Here is a 19,345-nt window from a genome sequence, read left to right on the forward strand (position 1 = left end):
TAATAAGAAAAAACGTATAGAGAGTAATATTTTTCAGGACTCAAACCAACCTACAAAGAAACGAGGTAAAAAGTAATGGATATGAATGCCTCAAATTTGGGGCTTGAGAGTTAATTTGTAAACGTTGAATTGTAATATAGAGGACAGTTATGAATTTGTTATTGATGAGGAGGGAAAAATCAAAAATGAGATTTGGGCCGAAGGAGATAATAGATAAAAATGGGCGAAAGGTAATTCTTAGAAATGCTGAAGTTGAGGATGCTGAAGCTCTTATAGAGTACCTAAAAGTTACGACAGGAGAAACCCCTTTTTTGATACGTGAACCTGACGAGGTGACATTATCTTTGGAGCAGGAACAAAATTTTATTAAAGATAAAATAGATGCAACTAGAGAATTGATGCTGATTGCTACGATAGATGGTAATCATATAGGCAATTGTTCACTGATGACTATCGCACCATATAAGCGGTATGCACACAGGTGTGATGTGGCAATAGCATTGTACCAAGAATATTGTGGATGTGGCATAGGAAAAATTATGTTGCAGACAGTGTTAAAGGTTGCAAAGAATGTCGGATATGAACAGGCTGAACTTGAAGTTATTTCAGATAATTATAAAGCAATTTCTCTTTATAAAAAAATGGGGTTTAAGAAGTGTGGACATTTCCCGGATAATATGAAATATGCGGATGGTAAATATGCAGATGCGGACTGGATGATGAAAAAATTATAAGGAAGCAGGAGGAAACAATGGCTAAAATACTAGTAGTTGGTGGAACCAGATTTTTTGGTATTCCAATGGTGAATGCATTAATAGAGGCTGGACACGATGTGACGATTGCAACGCGTGGAAACGCAGAAATTTTATTTGTTGATAAAGTAAGACATATAATAGTAGACCGAAATAATCCGGAGCAGGTCAAAGAAAAGCTTGGAGGAATATATTTTGATTGCATTATTGATAAGGTAGCATATTCTTCAAATGATGTGAAACATCTTATGGATTACGTTTCTTGTGGAAGATATATATTGATGTCATCCTGTTCTGTGTACACAAAGTTTCATTCGAATATCTATGAAAATGAATTTGATCCGTTTTCTTACGAGCTCAAGTGGATGGATAGAATAGCTGATTATGATGAAGGAAAAAGGCAGGCAGAATGCGCAGCGGCTCAGATATATAACAGAATGCCTTTAACATTTGTAAGATATCCAGTGGTTATGGGACCGAATGATTATACAGGAAGGCTAAAATTTTATGTAGATCATATTCGTAAGGAAATCCCAATGTTTATCGATGATTTAAACCAGCGACTTAGTTTCATACATGAGGATGAGGCGGGAAGATTTATTAGTCATCTTGTAGATTATAGCGTTGATGGGGCTGTTAATGGTTCTTCCAAGGGAAGTATATCTATTTCGGAATTAATCAGTATGATAGAAAATTTGACTGGAAAAAAGGCAATTTTTTCAGAAAACGGAGATGCAGCTCCATATAATGGTTACATGGATGATATGACTTTAAACACGGATTTGGCAGATAAGACAGGTTTTGATTTCAGCAATATAAATAGTTGGATAGAGGATCTTATAGCTTATTATGTTAACTAGAGTATTATACAGTGCCTCTGATATTGAAAAGCGATTGAAAGAGGGGGTGTCTCAGTATTATGAAATAGAGCAGACAACGGACCTGTGGTCCTTTAATACAGGCAGGGTTCAGAAAAAGATGGGTGTTAATGAAAAGCCTATGCCTGTAAAGACACCAGTTTCATTTGTATTATTAGATAACAAGCATTTGACAGAGCATGGGGTGAAGTATTTTTGTGCGAGGTCAAAAGAGTTTGTATTGATAACAACAAATAGGAATCATCCGGCTTTTAATGTTAGCGAAGAGAACCTTCATATTATTTATCAGGACGAACTATCTCTTGAAGATGCATTGATTCAACTTAGAGATAAATATGGATGCGAACGAATTACAATCCAAAGTGGAGGAACCGTTAATGGAATATTTCTTCGTGAAAAACTTTTTGATTATGTTGATATTGTTGTTGCGCCAGTGCTGATTGGTGGAAAAGAGACATCTACACTTGTGGATGGTATAGCTCTGACAAAGGAAAATGAGCTTGATAAACTGGGAGTGTTAAGACTGCTTGGATGTGATGTTTTGGAAAATTCATATGTTAGGCTTAGATATAAGGTGATATCATGAGAAATAATAGCAGTTTTAAAGAGATAATTGTTGTGAGAGAGGTTATAAACGGTGAGGACAAAAGATGTAGTAGTGCTTCCATATGATGAGGAATGACATTGCAAAAGTAAAAGCAGATGGCATAGTTAATGAGGTAAATTCAAACGTTGACGTTGGAGTAGTAGCAAGTGGTTTACAAATAGTGAAATGAAACTAAGACCTGAGACTGTGCAAATTTACACAGCTTAAGGTCTTGGTCATTACATTTTTAAATAATATAATATTCAAATATGTTGTTAATAATAAACAGACACCTAATGTTCTTAATTATAAAAACGTCTAATGTTTTAAAATTATAAAACTTCTACAAGCTCAATTGTAAAGTTTAATTCCTTTCCAGCCATTTCGTGATTAGCATCAAAAGTAATGTTTGTATCATCTTTTTGAGTTACTTTTACTGGGAATGGTCTGCCTAATTGATCCTGTAAGTATACTTGTTGACCAACTTCTAATTCTTCGGCTCCAGGAATACTTGAAATTTCTACTGTAAAGATTGCATTTTCATCTGGCATTCCATAGGCTTCTTCTGGCATAAGGTGAATATCCACTTTTTCACCAACTTCCATGTTTGCAACTGCAGCGTCAAATCCTTTAATCATCATTCCAGCACCACATACAAATTCAAGAGGTTCTCCTCTATCATATGATGAATCAAATTGTGTACCGTCGTTAAATGTACCTCTATAATGTGTACGGCAAGTTTTGCCAACATTTTTACCTTCAAAAGTAGGTGTTGATTGATTGTTTTCTGTACTCATTTATTGTTCTCCTTAAAAATAGTTTTCTTTATCTTATAGAAACGATATTTCTATATTATACATGGAAAAAACATTCATTTCTATAATGTTTTGTGAAAAAATAAAATACTTTTCTATAGCATAGAAAAATATAGGGAGACTATGAAAGGTATTTACAAAACATCAATTAATGAATATACTTTAGATGAAATAAATACAAATAAACATAAAAAACGAAGGGCTAGAAGAGCTTCAGAAAAGAAAAAACAGAAGAAAGGATGGAAAAAGAGAGAATGATAGAAGAGTTCGCAAGAGGAAAAATAGGAGAATTTTATGTTAGCGAGGATAAATTTACAGTAGGTAGTTGCATGTTGGATTCAGAAAATGCAGTTTTAATCGAAGCAATTGATCCACAAGGTAAATGGGATGGCTATTATTGGTTTAAAAAAAATACTTTAACAGAAGTAAACTATGATACAAAATATCTTAATAAAATTGAATTATATAGAGAGTATTGGAATAATAATCATGATAATTGTGCGTCTATCAAGTCATCTGATTTGTCAATTAATATTATAGATTTAATAAAAATTGCCAAACAAAATAATGTAATTATAACTATTAGAAGAGATAGCGAAGAAGAATTAGATACCGGATTTGTAACTTCAATTGATGGAAATAGTATCAAGATGGAATGTATAAACCTTGAAACAGCAGAGTTGCTTGAAACAATAGATGTTGAAATTGATAAAATTAATTTTTTAGAAATTGACAGTCCAGATAATAGATTACTTGAATATGCATATTTAAAGAAAAAAAATGATTAAATTTTCAATGATTCGGTCTACCATGCTTTGGTAAATTTTGATATAATTATAACGTGTTGAATTATTTATTGTGATAAAATGCATAGTAAAAATAAACTAATTATTAAAAATTAGTAATTTTTTCTATGTTTTTTATAATAAATTAAATAAGAGGGAGGAAGCTTATGATTTTTCAAATCAATAGCTTATGGCAAGTAATTGGATGGTGTTTAGTGTTTGCAGGTCTTATTCTTGTCAATGAATTTGGACGCCGTAGTAAGATGGGAGGCATGATTGTCTTCGTGATTATTCCGGCTATTTTAACGTGTTATTTTATCGCTATTCATTGTAACGCATTTGGAGGATCTTCTAATCCAACTATGGCATATATGGATGGATGGTTCCATTATTTTAAACTTTATGCGGCTGATATAGGTTGTGTAGGTTTTATGATGATTAAATACAAATGGGGTATCGGTAAAGAAAAATGGTTCGCTTGGTGGCCTTGGTTTATTGTTTCTGCTAATATTATGATTGCAAATGTATCAGATATTGAATCAGCACTTGCAGCATATAAGATTGCAGGAAACTTATCTGGAGCTTGGTGGGCTTCAAATGAAGGTGTATTTATTTATGGTGGTTGGTGGAATGTTGTTAATGCACTTGCAGGTCTTATCAACATTTTTTGTATGACAGGTTGTGTTTATCTTTATACCTCTAAGGATAAGAATCAATCAGATATGTTATGGCCAGATATGACAGTGTGGTTTATAGTTGCATATGACATTTGGAACTTTGAGTATACATATCTTAACCTTCCTACACATTCATGGTACTGTGGAGTTGCTCTTCTTCTTGCACCTACATTTGCTAATGCGCTTTGGAACAAGGGTGCGTGGATTCAAAACCGTGCAAATACACTTGCAATCTGGTGTATGTGGGCTCAGATAGTTCCATTATTCCAGCTTAAAGGTACATTTGCAGCAGCGTTACCTCGTGTATATGGTGGAGCATCTAAAGCAGGTGTCACAACTATGATGCTTTATGATAAAGCGATTGAACTTTATAATGCAGGACAGGGCAAGAGTGCAGAAGTTGGTAAGGTTATTTCAAAACTTGGAATAACAGCAGATCCATCAATGCAAAGTCTTGTTGCAATGCTTTCAGTAGGTGTGAATGTAATTTGCATTTCTGTTATTATTAAGAAGTCAATTCAGAATAAGTGTAATCCTTATTCAAATGAAGTATTTAAAGGAACAAAAGATTACGAAGAAGCACTTGCGCGTTCACAGAGATAATTTTTTTTAAGAGATGATCATATCATTGATATGTACCAAGAATTTTGGACACATATCACATAATGATTGTCTCTTTTTTTATTTTCACATAGCTATGTTCTCTTTTTTATTTTCACATAACTATGTTCTCTTTTTTATTTTCAAAAATAATACTTAACAGAGTTATTTTTTCTAAAAAAAACACGAAATAAGATACGAGTGATGGACTTTAGAGGTGAGTTTAGTTTTCTGAGGGGGAATACAAAATGGAAGATATTTATCAAATGGCGGAAGAAATACTAAGATATATAGTTGAATTTTCCACTGTTTTGTTAGAGCTTTTTGGTATTTGTATTTTGGTGTATACGGCAATTAAAAGCTTTATTTTTTGGTTAAAAAAGGACGAATCAATAAGATTGGTGTTGGCACAAGGGATTGCGCTAGCACTTGAATTTAAGCTGGGTGGTGAGGTGTTAAGAACGGTTGTTGTTAGAGAATGGTCTGAGCTTGGAATTTTAGGCGCGATTATTATTTTAAGAGCAGCGTTAACTTTTTTAATCCATTGGGAAATAAAAAATGAAAAAAAAGCAATGAAAAGTTAGTTTGCCATATAAAACATGGAGGAAGTGAGTTGAATTATTTGAAAAAATATATTCGAGTGCTATAATTTAGTCTACACTAATTATTGAAAAGGAGATACAGGATATGAACAAATGGAGTAAATTAGGAGTTTTTGCAGGAGGAGTTTTATTTGGAACTGCAGGAATTGGTATTTTAAAGAGCAAAGATGCAAAGAAAGCATACACAAATTGTACTGCAGCAGTACTTCGTTGCAAAGATACAGTTCTTAAAACTACAGACAATATTCGTGAAAATTGCGAAGATATTTATGCAGATGCAATTGATATCAATGAAAAGAGATATGCAGCTGAAGATGCTAAAAAATTAGAGGAAGCAAGAGCATTAGTTGCTGAAGCTGACGAGATAAAGGAAAAGTAATTTATGAAATATGTGATTAGACATGAGTCAGTTAACAGGATAAGAATTCACTGTGCGATAACAAGAATGTCTATGTCAACTGCTGATGTTATTGAATATTATTTAGCGGATAAAGAGTTTGTTGTTTCTGTTAAGGTCTATGAAAGAACAGGCGATGCAACTATTCGTTATAAATCAGGAAAACGTCAGGAATTATTACAGTGTTTAGAGGAATTAGATGTAGAAGATGAAAAAGTTATTGCATTAGTTCCAGAAAATACTGGTCGAGAGCTAAATCGCTATTATCAAGAACGTCTTATGTCGATGGTGGGCTATCGTGTGCTAAAAAAATTATTTATGCCAGCACCAATACGCGTAGCCGTTACCTGTTTGCGTTCAATTAAATATATTTTTCAAGGATTATCTACATTATTGCATGGTAAAATTGAAGTACCATTATTAGATGCCGTTGCTATTTCGGCCTCCATTCTTAGAGGAGATTATAGTACAGCATCTTCAGTTATGTTCTTATTAGGAGCAGGCGAACTGTTAGAGGAATGGACACATCAAAAATCTGTAAATGATTTAGCAAAATCCATGGCGTTAAAGGTTGATAAAGTATGGTTACATACAGAACTTAACGATGTTTTAGTAGATATAAGAGATATACAAAAAGGTGATAAGATAGTTATACGTACTTCTAGTATTATTCCGTTAGACGGAAAAGTTGTAGCGGGAGAGGTACAGGTTAACCAGTCCTCTATGACTGGAGAATCTTTGCCAGTATCAAAGGAAATTGGAGATTTCGTATATGCAGGAACTGTTGTAGAAGATGGTGAATGTGTTGTAGAAGTAGCTAAAACAAGTGGAACTGGTAAATATGATCAAATTATTCATATGATAGAAGATTCTGAAAAACTAAAATCTGGTACAGAAGAAAAAGCATTTCATTTGGCAGATAGATTGGTTCCGTATTCATTAATTGGAACAGGTCTTACTTGGTTGTTGACCAGAAATGTTTCAAAAGCAATTTCATTTTTAATGGTTGATTTTTCTTGTGCTTTAAAGCTATCTATGCCATTAACTGTACTATCAGCGATACGTGAAGCGGGTGAATATAATATTACTGCAAAAGGTGGCAAATATTTAGAAGCTATCGCTAAAGCTGATACAATAGTTTTTGATAAAACAGGAACTTTGACTAAGGCAACACCTACTTTTGCTCAGATAACAACATTTAATGGAATAGATGAGACTGAAGCGTTAAGAATAGCTGCTTGTCTAGAGGAACATTATCCTCATTCTATGGCAAATGCTGTTGTTAAGGAAGCAGAGGATCGTGGAATAATGCACGAAGAGATGCATTCAAAAGTAAAATATATAATTGCGCATGGTATTGAAAGTGAAGTAGATGGCAAAAGTGCAATAATTGGAAGTTATCACTATATTTTTGAGGATGCAGGCTGTGAGTTGTCAGAGGAAGAGGCAAGAATAATTAAGAATCTTCCACAAGAGTATTCGCATTTATTTATGGCTATAGATGGAAAACTTAAAGCAGTTATTGATATTTATGATCCTATTAGAAAAGAATCAAAAGATATTATTCAAAAATTGCATGAGATGGGATTTACATCTGTTTGCATGTTAACAGGAGATAATAAAAAGACAGCAAAGTCTGTGGTAAGTAAATTAAATATTGATCATTATCATGCAGAAGTTTTGCCGGAAGATAAGGCTATGTATATTCGCAAATTAAAGGAGCAAGGACACACGGTTGTTATGGTAGGAGATGGTGTAAATGATACACCAGCACTTTCTGAAGCCGATTGTGGAATAGCAGTATCAGATGGAGCGGCTATTGCTAGAGAGGTGGCAGATGTAATTATAGGAGATGATAACTTATATCGATTGCTTACAATTCGACAAATTAGCCAAAGCATGATGGAAAGAATTCGACATAATTATCATTTTATAGTTGGATTTAATTCGTTGTTAATAGGGCTTGGTGTAGCAGGAGTACTTACTCCGTCAGCATCAGCTTTATTCCATAATACATCAACAGTTTACGCAGGTATCCATAGTATGTGTGATCTTTTACCAGAAAAGGAGGAAGAAAACGATGAAATGGCATAAAATGTTTGGCTGCTGTGCTGTAATATTTATGATATTAACAATAATTACAGGCTATGAAAAAAAATAAATAATTTTCTATATGAAAAGTAATAAAAAGTGTACTAAAAAGGAAAATTCCTTCTTTAGTACACTTTTTTAATATAAAAAATAAAAATGTCTCTATTTAAAGAATGTTCCGATAAAAAACATATGAAGTATGCGAAAAATGTGAGGAGAAAAATTTATTTACAGCTATTTGTATTATATGGAAAGAGTAGAGAATTTAATTTTGAGGGAATAACATAGTGTCGGAAAAGTAAGGAGGAATAAAGTTGAAAGAAAAAACTAAAAACAAAGTAGCACCGTTTAATTCGATTGCTGGAAAATTATTAATCAGTGTTGTTCCTATGATTGCGATTTCTTTTTTTATTGTTGCAGGTGTAATATTTAGCGTCGCAAAGAATGTGATTGTAGGAGACGCTCAGAATGCTTTAGTGCAAGAAACTAGAGCAAATTCGCAAGACATAGGCAGAATCTTAGCGAATAGAAAGGGATACTATAGTGCGATAGCAGATTTTTTATCTAACAACGAGGTTGGTGGAACTAAAGAAATAGTATCAACTTTTAAATATACTTCTAAGATATATAGTGATATGTATCCAGGTTTCTTTGGATATTTTGAAGGTGAAAAATATATTGATATGACAGGTTGGGAACCAACATCAGACTTTGATCCTACTAAAAGAGCTTGGTATATCACTGGAAGTGGTAAAAATGAAATGACATGGGGAGTACCATATTTAGATTCAACAAGTGGAGGGTATAATGTATCTGTTTCAAGAGAAGTAACGACACCATCAGGGAAAAAAGGTGTAATAGCTGCAGACTTATATCTTAAAGATATTGGTGAAAGAGTTTCAAAATATAGACCTTCTGGTACAGGAAGAGTTGTGTTGATGGATGATTCTTTGACAATAATTGCTTCTTCATTGAAGGGTTATGTTGGAACTTCAGCAGAAAAACATACAGAAAATCCAGTAACAATAGCTATTGCTAAAGAACTTAGAGCTGGTAAAAGTGGTATTCAAATTATAACGGGTGACGGTGGACAAAAGTATTATATAGCCATAGAAGTTATTCCAGATACAAAGTGGACTATGATTTCTTATATCAAGGAAGCAGATGTTATTTCTGAAATAACCAAATTGAAATACTTAACAGTTGTTATTGTTGCTGTTATGTTGCTATTGGCGATATTATTGTTAGTATTCTCTGTTAGAAGATATATAACATCACCTGTTGCAAAGCTTACAGGTAATATTGTAAGTATTACGGAAAATGATTTTACTGTGGATATTCAAAGTAAGGGTAAAGATGAGATTAGTATAATGAATGCGAGTATGCATAAATTTGTAGACAATATGCAAAAAGCATTGATTCAGATGAGAAATGAAACCGATAAGTTAATGGAATTATCAGATAATAGTAGAAAATCATCAGAAAACATGAATACTCAGGCTCAAGAACAATCAAGTTCAATGGAACAAATTTCACAGACAATGGATGGAATTTCTAGTGCAGTAGCAGAGTTGGCGGAAAATGCAACAGAACTAGCCCAAATGGTTTCAGATTTAACAGACCAAGGTCAAAATATTGGAGTAACTATGAAAGAACTAGTTGAAAAAGCTGATCAAGGACAAAGAGAAATGGTTGCTGCAAATCATGATATGGAAGCAATTTCAGCATCTATGGATGATATGAATAATGTTGTAAAAACAGTTGAAGAATCAACAAAGAGAATTACAGGTATTGTAGAGATGATTAATTCAATTGCTGAGCAAACTAATTTACTTTCACTTAATGCGTCAATCGAAGCTGCAAGAGCTGGAGATGCTGGACGAGGTTTTGCAGTTGTAGCATCAGAAATTGGATCATTAGCTAACGAAAGTGCTAACTCAAGTCAAGAGATTGGTAAGATAATTGGCGAAGTTATGGAGCAGATTTTTAGTTTGACAACAAAATCATCAGAAAATATGGAAGATATCCAAAAGAGTACAGGTGCTGTTAAAGTTGCTCAAAGTGCGTTTGAAGAATTATACAATAATTTAGACCAAGCAAGTAGTACTATGAAAAATATGATTAAGATGATTAATACAATTGATGATATTTCAAATAGTGTTGCTGCTATTTCAGAGGAACAATCAGCTAGTGCGGAAGAGGTAATGGCAACTGTTCAAAATATTACTGAAGCTGCAATTGAAGTTGCAAATGAAAGTAAAGGTGCAGCGGAAATGGCTACTGATGTATCAGATGCAGCAGAAACTATTAAGACATTTGTTGATACCTTTAAGTTAGAAAAATAAAAATGATAAATAAGACAATAAAAAAATAATAAGATAATAATAAAAAATGGCTGTGTCTAAGGACATGGCCATTTTTTGTGATAAGTTTTTTCTATAGTTAACGATAAAGATAATCTACTTTTATAATTCCTACCAAAATGGTAGAATATACACATCAAAAGATTATATATCATATAAACAATGAAAATAACAAAAGTAAAATTTTGTATTTGAACGGTGAGAGGAGACAAAGGAGCATGAAAAAAACAATTTTAAGTAAAGTAAAAAAATTAACGAGTTTATTGCTGATAGGATTAATGTTAACAAGTGTATTTACAGGATGTACTACTACAAAAGCAGATAGTAGTAACAAGAAAACGGTATACAGAACGTTAAAGGAAATTAAAAAGAGTGGAAAAATAAACATTGGTGTGTTTTCAGATAAAAGTCCTTTTGGTTATGTGGACAAAAATGGTAAATATGCTGGATATGATGTTTATTTTGCAAATAGAATCGCAAAAGATTTAGGTGTTGATGCTAATTTTGTATCAGTTGAAGCTGCTAACAGAATTGAATATCTTCAAACTGGTAAAGTAGATATTATTTTAGCAAACTTTACAGTAACAAAAGAAAGAGCTGAAGAAGTTGATTTTGCACTTCCATACATGAACGTTGCACTAGGTGTTGTTTCACCTTCGAATAAAGTGATTAAAAAATTAGATCAAATCGGAGCAAAAGATGAAGTGATTGTTATTTCAGGAACAACAGCTGAAACTTATCTTACTAAGAATTATCCGAAAATTAAATTACAAAAATATGATGCTTATGCAGAAGCAAAAACAGCTTTTGAAAATAAAAACGGTGTTGCTTGGGCAAATGATAATACTGAAGTAATTGCTTTTGCAAAAGAAAATAAAGGCTACACAGTAGGTATTTCTTCATTAGGTGATAATGATACAATTGCACCAGCAGTTACAAAAGGCAATAAGACATTGCTTAAATGGTTAAATGATGAGACTAAAGCATTAGGAAAAGAATCATTCTTCCATAAAAATTATGAGAAAACATTAGTAGATACATATGGTGCTGACTATGAAGAAATATTAGTTGTAGAAGGTGGAAAGGTTAAATAATAATGGATAAAGATATATTAGTTTCATATATCCCATTATATAAAAATGCATTGCTTTTGACATTAAAGATTGGATGGCAGGGAATTGGCCTCAGCATGATTATAGGTCTTGCTGGGGCTGCTGTCCTTCATTTTAAAGTTAAAGTTATAAAAAATATTGTGGGAATATATGTTGAATTGTTTAGAAATACACCCTTATTAGTTCAATTGTTTTTTATTTATTTTGCTTTACCAAAGATAGGAGTGAATATATCAGCAGAAATTTGTGGAATGCTAGGTATTGGATTATTAGGGGGAGCGTATATGATAGAAACTTTTAGAAGCGGATTAGAGACTATTCCTGTAATGCAGTCAGAAAGTGCTCTTAGTTTAGGCTTAGATAAACGTCAGACATTTTTGTATGTAATTTTACCACAAGCTTTTTCAGCAGTTGTGCCAGGATTAACTGCAAATATAATTTTTTTATTAAAGGAGACATCTGTTTTTTCAACAATAAGTTTGATGGATTTGATGTTTACAGCTAAAGATTTAATAGGTATGTATGCAAAAACAATTGAATGTCTGTTTTTATTAGTAGTATTTTATTTTATAATGATTCTCCCTGTTTCTATAATAGGAATGATAGTAGAAAGGAAAACACGTTATGCAGAGTTTGGGGATTGATGTGTTGTTGAAAGGTTCTAATTTCAGTAGATTGCTACAGGGATTGTATGTTGCGTTGGAAATTAGTTTTGTTTCAGTGACAATAAGTATTTTGCTTGGATTAATAGTCGGAGTACTTATGACTTTGAAAAATCCAATTTTATGTTTTATTTTAAAAATATATTTAGAGGTTGTAAGAATTATTCCGCAGATGGTACTGTTATTTGTTGTATATTTTGGAACAACTAGAGTCTTTGGTATGGATTTGTTAGCCGAGACTTCAGCAATTATTGTTTTTGTTTTTTGGGGAGTTGCTGAAATGGGGGACTTAGTAAGAGGTGCAATAAAAAGCATTCCTACGATTCAATTTGAATCAGCATATGCATTAGGAATGAATAAATTTCAGGTTTATGTTTATATTATTCTTCCACAGACATTAAGAAGACTCATACCATTATCAATAAATTTGATTACAAGGATGATAAAAACAACTTCACTTGTTGTGATGGTTGGAATTGTTGAAGTATTAAAGGTGGCGCAACAGATTATTGAAGCTAATAGAACAACTTCGCCTAATGCAGCCTTTGGTGTATTTGGAGTTGTATTTATAATGTATTTTTTAATTTGTTGGCCAATTAGCAGATTAAGTATTTATTTAGAAAAAAGGTGGGCATAGATGAAAGAGTTATTAAAAGTAAAGCATTTACATAAAAAATTTGGCGAAAATGTAGTGCTAAATGATATTGATTTAGTTGTTAATAAGGGAGAAGTTGTAGTTGTAATCGGACCGAGTGGGTGCGGTAAAAGTACATTTCTTAGATGTCTTAATGGGCTAGAAAAAGTACAAGGTGGAGTGGTTACTGTTGATGGACTTCCGGTTGAACCAGATAAAAAAAGTATAATTAAATTAAGACAAAAAATTGGAATGGTATTTCAGTCATATGAATTATTTCCACATTTGTCAGTAATCGACAATTTGATATTAGCCCCAACTAAGGTTCAAAAGAGGAATAAAGAAGAGGTTATACGAGAAGCGATAGAGCTTCTTGAAAAAGTAAATTTAGTAGAAAAGAAAGATTTTTTTGCAAGGCAATTATCTGGTGGACAAAAGCAAAGAGTTGCAATTGTAAGAGCTTTACTTATGCATCCAGATATATTACTTTTTGATGAAGTAACAGCTGCGCTTGATCCAGAGATGGTGCATGAAGTACTACAAACAATGTTAAATCTTGCAAAAAGTGGATCTACAATGATTATTGTTACACACGAAATGAACTTCGCAAGAGCCATTGCAGATAGAATTCTCTTTTTTGATAAGGGAGAGATTGTTGAACAAACGGATGATGTAAAAGCTTTTTTTGAAAAACCAAAAACAAAACGTGCTCAGAGATTTTTAAGTACTTTTAGCTACAGTTAAAAAAATTTGAAAAATAAAGAAAAAATACGTAAAAAAATGTACAACTACCCATATATTTCCGATTAACTATATGGGTAGTTTGTTTTTTAGAAAGTTGACACTGTGTTAATTTAAAGGGTATCATAGAAGTATAATGATGCCGTGTCAAAGTAGCTTATTTACATATAAAAAAGAAAATAGGAGTATGATATGGTTGATGAATCAAAAAAAATAAAACCGGTAAAAAAAGAAAAAATAATAGACACTTGTATTAGTTTGTATGAAAAAATTAGTTTTGATGATGTTACTATAAGAAAAATTTGCAATAAGTTAAATGTTTCAACAGCATCTATTTATCTAAGTTTTAGTACTAAAGAGGAAATTTTTGTTGCAATATTAATTCAAGAAATTATGAAGTGGAATGAAAGATTAGAAGGATTATTAGAGTATGAGGGAACACTTGATGACGATGAGTTTTTAAGTGAAATCGCTAATACTGTTGAGGAAAGAAAACTTTTATTAAAGATTATTGGACTTGATTTATATGCAATAGAGGATATGAGCAGTATAGAGTCTTTAGTACGGTATAAAGAAGAGTATAAAAAATGCATGTTTTTATTTGAATTTTGTTTAGAAAAATATAAAACAAATATAGATAGTGAAAGAAGAATTCAAATAGTACATGCTTTTTTTCATTATACTAAAGGATTGTATCTAACTGCATATCCAACAAAAAAGCAAAAATTGGTAATGAAGAATGCAAAAATACCATATGAAGAAAAATCATTATATGATTTATCTTACCAATTTTTAAAGTTAATACTATAGTTTTTTTAGGAGGAAATAAGGAGTGGCAATTGATTTGCATCATGAATCACCTATGATGAGCACTATTGCATCTCTTCGTGAAAAATACGATTTGCATATGACAGTAGAGCGCTATATTTTAGATGAAAACGGGGTACCAAATTCAGATGTAAAATTTATACGAAAGTAAGTAAAGGAGCAAAGTTATGTTTGATATTTTAAAAAGAATTGATAAACCATGTGATTTAAGAGGACTTTCAAATATTGAATTAGAAAATTTAGCTTCGGAAATGAGAGAAGCATTATTTAATAGATTAACTAAAATTGGTGGACATTTCGGCCCAAATTTTGGAATCGTTGAAGCTACAATTGCAATGCATTATGTATTTGATTCACCAAAAGATAAATTTGTATTTGATGTGTCACATCAGAGTTATCCTCATAAGATGCTTACAGGTAGACGAAATGGTTATATTGATGATGCGCATTTTTCAGAGGATTCAGGTTATACTAACCCGGATGAAAGTGAGCATGATTTTTTTAATGTAGGTCATACTTCTACATCTATTGCGCTTGCAGCAGGACTAGCAAAGGCGAGAGATCTAAAGAAAAGTAATGAGAATATAATTGCAGTTATAGGAGATGGCTCGCTTTCTGGTGGAGAAGCGATGGAAGCACTTAATATTGCAGGCGCTATGAAATCTAATTTTATAATTGTCGTTAATGATAATGAAATTGCAATTGCAGAAAATCATGGTGGAATATATGAGAATCTTGCACATTTAAGAGAAACAGCAGGTAAAGCGGAAAACAATTTGTTTAAAGCTTACGGTTTAGATTACATATATGAAGAAAACGGAAATGATATTCAAAAATTAATTGAATTATTCAAAAAAGTAAAAGATATAGATCATCCAATCGTTGTTCATATTCATACACAAAAAGGAAAAGGTTACAAATATGCAGAGCAAAACAAAGAGCCATGGCATTGGACAGCACCATTTAATAGGGAAACAGGTTTGCCAAAAGTTAATTTTGGTGGTGGTGAGTCTTATTCACAAATGACAATTGATTTTATATTAGAAAAAGCAAAAAAAGATAAAGATTTCTTTGTAATTACACCCGCAATGCCTGGTGTAATAGGGATGAATAAAGAGATAAGAGAGCAACTTAAAGATCAGTATGTAGATGTTGGAATCGCAGAAGAAGCGGCCGTTGCAGTTGCATCTGGAGCAGCCAAAAATGGTGCTAAACCATTGCTTTTTACAAATATGACATTTATTCAAAGAGCGTATGATCAAATTTCACAAGATCTTTGTATTAATAATAATCCAGTAACAATGGTTATGAATTGTAGCTCATTTAATATACTTACAGATGTTACACATTTAGGAATATTTGGATTGCCTGCATTTACAAATATTCCAAATCTTGTAGTTTTAGCTCCAAGTTCTGCAGAAGAATATAAAAATATGCTTTCGTGGTCTGTTGAACAAAGAGAACATCCAGTGATGATTTTAATGCCAGGTAATCAGGTTACACATAGAGAGGCAGATATAGATTATTCAGAAATAAACAAATATAAGGTAGAGAAAAAAGGTTCTAAAACAGCAATAATTGCATTAGGTGATTTTTATCAAAGAGGAGAAGAATTATTTGATGCGATTAAAGAGAAATTTAGCTATGAACCTACACTTATTAATCCACGTTTTGCATCAGGAGTAGATAAGAAACTCATACAAGAATTAGAAAAAGATCATGAACTCATAATTACTCTTGAAGACGGCGTTGTTGAAGGCGGATTTGGTCAAAAGATAGCGTCTTATTGTGGAACAAGAAATATTAAAGTAAAAAATTATGGCTTAGAAAAGATTTTTTATGATCGCTATAATCCAGAGGAACTCTTAAAAGAAGTAGGGATGACAACAGAACAGATAATAGAAGATTTAAAATGTTTTTAATTTCCTACAAAATAACATAAATTTGGAATGGTAAAAAGCATAAACATGGAATATAAATATCAAATAAGGCAAGGTATAAGATGATGATTTAATGCTTTTAAGTCATGTCCCTTTAAATTGTTGATGTAAAAAAGTGAATTCTATGTTATATTATTATGTGGGTCTATTTAAAGTGAAAGGGTTATTTCGTTTAGATCTAAGTAATAATTAATGATAGGAGAATTTTTTTAAATGAAGAGAGAGTCATTAGGGAGTCGACTAGGTTTTATTTTGTTGTCGGCTGGATGTGCTATTGGCATAGGAAATGTATGGCGCTTTCCTTACATGGTAGGAAAAAATGGTGGAGGTTTCTTTGTTTTAGCCTACGTATTTTTCTTGATTGCGTTAGGAGTACCAATTATGACAATGGAATATGCAATGGGACGTTCTAGTAAAGTAAGTATTTTGCCAGCGTATAAGAAACTTGAACCCAAAGGCAGTAAATGGCATATATTTGGTTATTTTGCTATGTTTGGTAATTATTTAATTTTGATGTTTTATTCTGTAGTTTCAGGATGGATGCTAAGATACTTTGTTTTGACAGTTACCGGTGAGTTTGAAGGTAAAAATACAGTTGGTGTTATGGCTATTTATTCTAAAATGATGGCGTCACCGGATGTTCTTATTGAATATATGGTTTTTACAATGATAATTACAGTAATTGTTGCCTCGGCTGGTTTACAAGCAGGTGTTGAAAAAATAACAAAAGTTATGATGCTTGCACTTATTGTTATCATGCTTGGGCTTGGTGTTTATGCAACAACACTTCCGAATGCAGCAAAAGGTATTTCATTTTACTTGATGCCAAATGTTGCTAATATTAAAAAAGCTGGTGTAGGTAGTGTTTTATATTCAGCACTTAACCAAAGCTTTTTTACTTTAAGTTTAGGTATTGGTAGTATGGAAATCTTTGGTAGTTATATTAACAAAGATAGAAGTCTCGTTGGAGAAGCCTTTTTAGTAGCCGGACTTGATACATTTGTAGCAATTGTGGCCGGACTTATTACAATTCCAGCGTGTTTTTCATTTGGTGTAGAACCAGGACAAGGCCCAAGTTTAATTTTTATTACACTTCCAAATGTATTTATGTCGTTAAAAGGTGGAAGAATTATAGGTAGCTTTTTCTTTTTATTTATGTATTTTGCAGCATTATCTACAATGATAGGCGTGTTTGAAAATGATGTAAGTTTTTCAATTGATAATCTAGGATTTAGTAGAAAAAAAGCAGCATTAATAGCAGGAGCAGTAATTACAATAGGTTCAATACCATGTGCTCTAGGATTTAATGTTTTAAGTTTTATTAAGCCACTTAAGGCAACAAATACAATAATGGATTTAGAAGATTTTATTGTTAGTAATCTTTTACTTCCTATAGGAGCATTAATTACTTGTATCTTTTGTACTAGTAGATATGGCTGGGGATTTGATAAGTATTTTGAAGAAGTTAATATTGGTAAGGGTATTAAAGTTAGTAAAATATTCAAACCTTATTTTAAATATGTGATACCAGTTATAATGTTGTTTTTAATTGTGTATGGAATCATTTCTTATTAACATAAGTATAAATTGATATGAAATAAATATAATTGCTTAATAAAAAAGTGGAGCACCTTTTTTAAAAGGTGACTCCACTTATATATTTTAGATAGTTAATTGCCTCTTTCTTATGAGGCGAATTCTTTATTATTCCTACATACAAATTTTTATTTGAGTTAAGCTTAATTGCTACATATTTCTTTGACGCATTAACGTTTTTTGATGAATTAATCAACGCGTTATCAGATAATTTATTGGTTACAGAGTTAGGTATTGTTAATAAATATCCTTTTTTCTTTAGAACTCGTAAGCCTTCTTTATCAAAAATCACTACATCAAGTGTCTTGTCTGTTATACGTGCTAAAAATTTAACATTAGACGCATATGTATAATCATAATCTATACTATCCTTAGAATTTGAAAATCTAAACCCTTTGACGAGTTCAATGTCTTTGGTTTTAATTTTTGTTGTATTTGATTGAATATATTTTTTAGTAAGCAAAAGCTCTCTATCATTATTAGTTGGAGTATTGATACAACCAATTGATAATGAAGGAGAAGACTTATTGACTGCGTTATAAATTAGTATGGATAAAATGCCAATAACAATAAAACCTAAAATAATATGCAGTTTATAATAATCATAAATATATTCAATCTTTGCTTTTGTACTTAATTTTTTAAATTTATCAGACATAATTATTCCTCACTAAGTGATACAAAAAGTGGTCGTAGTAAGTATGAAGATAAAAATGCACAAAGACCTTCTCCAAGGAAAATAAGTGGAGTAAAGTAATTAATTGCAATGTAAAAAATACTTACATGAATTATAACTAATGAAATTGTGCAAAATAAATATCTTATACCTATTAATAGTGCGTTTTTTAAAAGAGCTTTTAATGTATTGTCAAACATTGCCTGAAGAGGAAATGCATAAATACATACAACTAAAAATAAAACTGAAATTGGAATAAATGCTGCAAAACCTAAAGTCCAAATTGGATTAACAAATTTCATTCGTAAAAACACATACCCGTCAATACCTAATATAATTCCTAAGCCTGTAAGTACAAGACCTAGAGCAGTTCCCTTTTTAAAATTTTCTTTAAAACCTTTGAAATAATCAGCTGTTAGACAGACACTTCTATCATCTGCCATATTCAATGTAACGTGATACAAAGCGGCTGTTGCTGGACCGATTGTAACTATCGGAAGTGAAGTTACAAGCCAAAGAATATTTAGCCATAATGTATCAGATAATTTGCTAATAAAATTCATTATCGGATTGTCAAGATTAAAAAATTTTCCCATAAAATACCTCCTAA

Annotated in this window: 20 protein-coding genes and 1 pseudogene; 18 read left to right on the forward strand and 3 right to left on the reverse strand. The window is 31.9% G+C overall.

Features of this window, described 5'->3' with window-relative positions:
* Positions 1-185: 185 nt before the first annotated feature.
* From BMY79_RS03445 to BMY79_RS03455, 3 genes are read left to right on the forward strand one after another with little or no spacing between them, the layout of a single operon-like run.
* Positions 186-734, forward strand: a complete 549-nt coding sequence (locus BMY79_RS03445) for a GNAT family N-acetyltransferase (RefSeq protein WP_027421616.1) — start codon at positions 186-188, stop codon at positions 732-734.
* 17 nt (positions 735-751) lie between these two features.
* Positions 752-1,612, forward strand: coding sequence for an NAD-dependent epimerase/dehydratase family protein (locus BMY79_RS03450; RefSeq protein WP_074730415.1), 861 nt, complete (start codon positions 752-754; stop codon positions 1,610-1,612).
* A complete protein-coding gene (locus tag BMY79_RS03455) occupies positions 1,602-2,216 on the forward strand; it encodes a dihydrofolate reductase family protein (protein ID WP_074730416.1) in 615 nt (204 codons plus the stop codon). The genes BMY79_RS03450 and BMY79_RS03455 overlap by 11 nt, the downstream gene beginning before the upstream one ends.
* 332 nt (positions 2,217-2,548) lie before the next feature.
* Here the strand turns inward: BMY79_RS03455 and BMY79_RS03460 are convergent.
* Positions 2,549-2,977: pseudogene (locus BMY79_RS03460) on the reverse strand (FKBP-type peptidyl-prolyl cis-trans isomerase); the annotation flags it as partial.
* Between the two features lie 177 nt (positions 2,978-3,154).
* On the opposite strand from BMY79_RS03460, the gene BMY79_RS12455 reads away from it, so the two are divergent.
* From BMY79_RS12455 to BMY79_RS03530, 15 genes are all read left to right on the forward strand, one after another.
* Entirely contained in the window at positions 3,155-3,289 is a 135-nt protein-coding gene (locus tag BMY79_RS12455; protein ID WP_278244350.1) for a hypothetical protein, read from the forward strand.
* Positions 3,271-3,819 (forward strand): hypothetical protein, encoded by a 549-nt coding sequence (locus BMY79_RS03465; protein ID WP_027421613.1) that lies wholly within the window; start codon positions 3,271-3,273, stop codon positions 3,817-3,819. Before BMY79_RS12455 ends, BMY79_RS03465 begins: the two co-directional genes overlap by 19 nt.
* Positions 3,820-3,983: 164 nt before the next feature.
* Entirely contained in the window at positions 3,984-5,096 is a 1,113-nt protein-coding gene (locus BMY79_RS03470; protein ID WP_074730417.1) for a DUF5692 family protein, read from the forward strand.
* Between the two features lie 245 nt (positions 5,097-5,341).
* Positions 5,342-5,677, forward strand: a complete 336-nt coding sequence (locus tag BMY79_RS03475) for a DUF1622 domain-containing protein (RefSeq protein WP_022749975.1) — start codon at positions 5,342-5,344, stop codon at positions 5,675-5,677.
* A gap of 103 nt (positions 5,678-5,780) precedes the next feature.
* The gene (locus BMY79_RS03480; RefSeq protein ID WP_177176420.1) at positions 5,781-6,074 is read left to right on the forward strand and encodes a DUF6110 family protein; all 294 of its coding nucleotides are present in this window, start codon (positions 5,781-5,783) and stop codon (positions 6,072-6,074) included.
* 3 nt (positions 6,075-6,077) lie between these two features.
* On the forward strand, positions 6,078-8,186 hold the full coding sequence (locus tag BMY79_RS03485; protein WP_074730419.1) for a heavy metal translocating P-type ATPase: 2,109 nt from the start codon (positions 6,078-6,080) through the stop codon (positions 8,184-8,186).
* 311 nt (positions 8,187-8,497) lie between these two features.
* A complete protein-coding gene (locus BMY79_RS03490) occupies positions 8,498-10,528 on the forward strand; it encodes a methyl-accepting chemotaxis protein (RefSeq protein WP_074730420.1) in 2,031 nt (676 codons plus the stop codon).
* 296 nt (positions 10,529-10,824) lie between these two features.
* Positions 10,825-11,640 carry a transporter substrate-binding domain-containing protein gene (locus tag BMY79_RS03495; RefSeq protein ID WP_420323075.1) on the forward strand — a complete coding sequence of 272 codons (816 nt, stop codon included), beginning with the start codon at positions 10,825-10,827 and terminating at the stop codon, positions 11,638-11,640.
* A 2-nt stretch (positions 11,641-11,642) separates the two neighbouring features.
* Positions 11,643-12,302, forward strand: a complete 660-nt coding sequence (locus BMY79_RS03500; RefSeq protein WP_027421607.1) for an amino acid ABC transporter permease — start codon at positions 11,643-11,645, stop codon at positions 12,300-12,302.
* A complete protein-coding gene (locus BMY79_RS03505) occupies positions 12,283-12,957 on the forward strand; it encodes an amino acid ABC transporter permease (RefSeq protein ID WP_022749985.1) in 675 nt (224 codons plus the stop codon). The genes BMY79_RS03500 and BMY79_RS03505 overlap by 20 nt, the downstream gene beginning before the upstream one ends.
* A complete protein-coding gene (locus tag BMY79_RS03510) occupies positions 12,958-13,698 on the forward strand; it encodes an amino acid ABC transporter ATP-binding protein (protein ID WP_027421605.1) in 741 nt (246 codons plus the stop codon).
* A gap of 189 nt (positions 13,699-13,887) precedes the next feature.
* Positions 13,888-14,505 (forward strand): TetR/AcrR family transcriptional regulator, encoded by a 618-nt coding sequence (locus BMY79_RS03515; protein ID WP_074730421.1) that lies wholly within the window; start codon positions 13,888-13,890, stop codon positions 14,503-14,505.
* A 22-nt stretch (positions 14,506-14,527) separates the two neighbouring features.
* Entirely contained in the window at positions 14,528-14,674 is a 147-nt protein-coding gene (locus tag BMY79_RS11985) for a hypothetical protein (RefSeq protein WP_330390086.1), read from the forward strand.
* Between the two features lie 16 nt (positions 14,675-14,690).
* A complete protein-coding gene (locus tag BMY79_RS03525) occupies positions 14,691-16,445 on the forward strand; it encodes a 1-deoxy-D-xylulose-5-phosphate synthase (protein WP_074730422.1) in 1,755 nt (584 codons plus the stop codon).
* Between the two features lie 231 nt (positions 16,446-16,676).
* Complete coding sequence (locus BMY79_RS03530) at positions 16,677-18,038, forward strand: sodium-dependent transporter (RefSeq protein ID WP_027421603.1); 1,362 nt, start codon at positions 16,677-16,679, stop codon at positions 18,036-18,038.
* A 61-nt stretch (positions 18,039-18,099) separates the two neighbouring features.
* Here the strand turns inward: BMY79_RS03530 and BMY79_RS03535 are convergent, their stop codons facing one another.
* Together BMY79_RS03535 and BMY79_RS03540 are read right to left on the reverse strand one after the other, a co-directional pair.
* A complete protein-coding gene (locus BMY79_RS03535; RefSeq protein ID WP_029066850.1) occupies positions 18,100-18,717 on the reverse strand; it encodes a hypothetical protein in 618 nt (205 codons plus the stop codon).
* 2 nt (positions 18,718-18,719) lie between these two features.
* Positions 18,720-19,331, reverse strand: coding sequence for a YesL family protein (locus tag BMY79_RS03540; protein WP_022748743.1), 612 nt, complete (start codon positions 19,329-19,331; stop codon positions 18,720-18,722).
* Positions 19,332-19,345 lie beyond the last annotated feature (14 nt).

Origin of the sequence: Lachnobacterium bovis, assembly GCF_900111325.1 — a bacterium.
GTDB lineage: Bacteria > Bacillota > Clostridia > Lachnospirales > Lachnospiraceae > Roseburia > Roseburia bovis_A.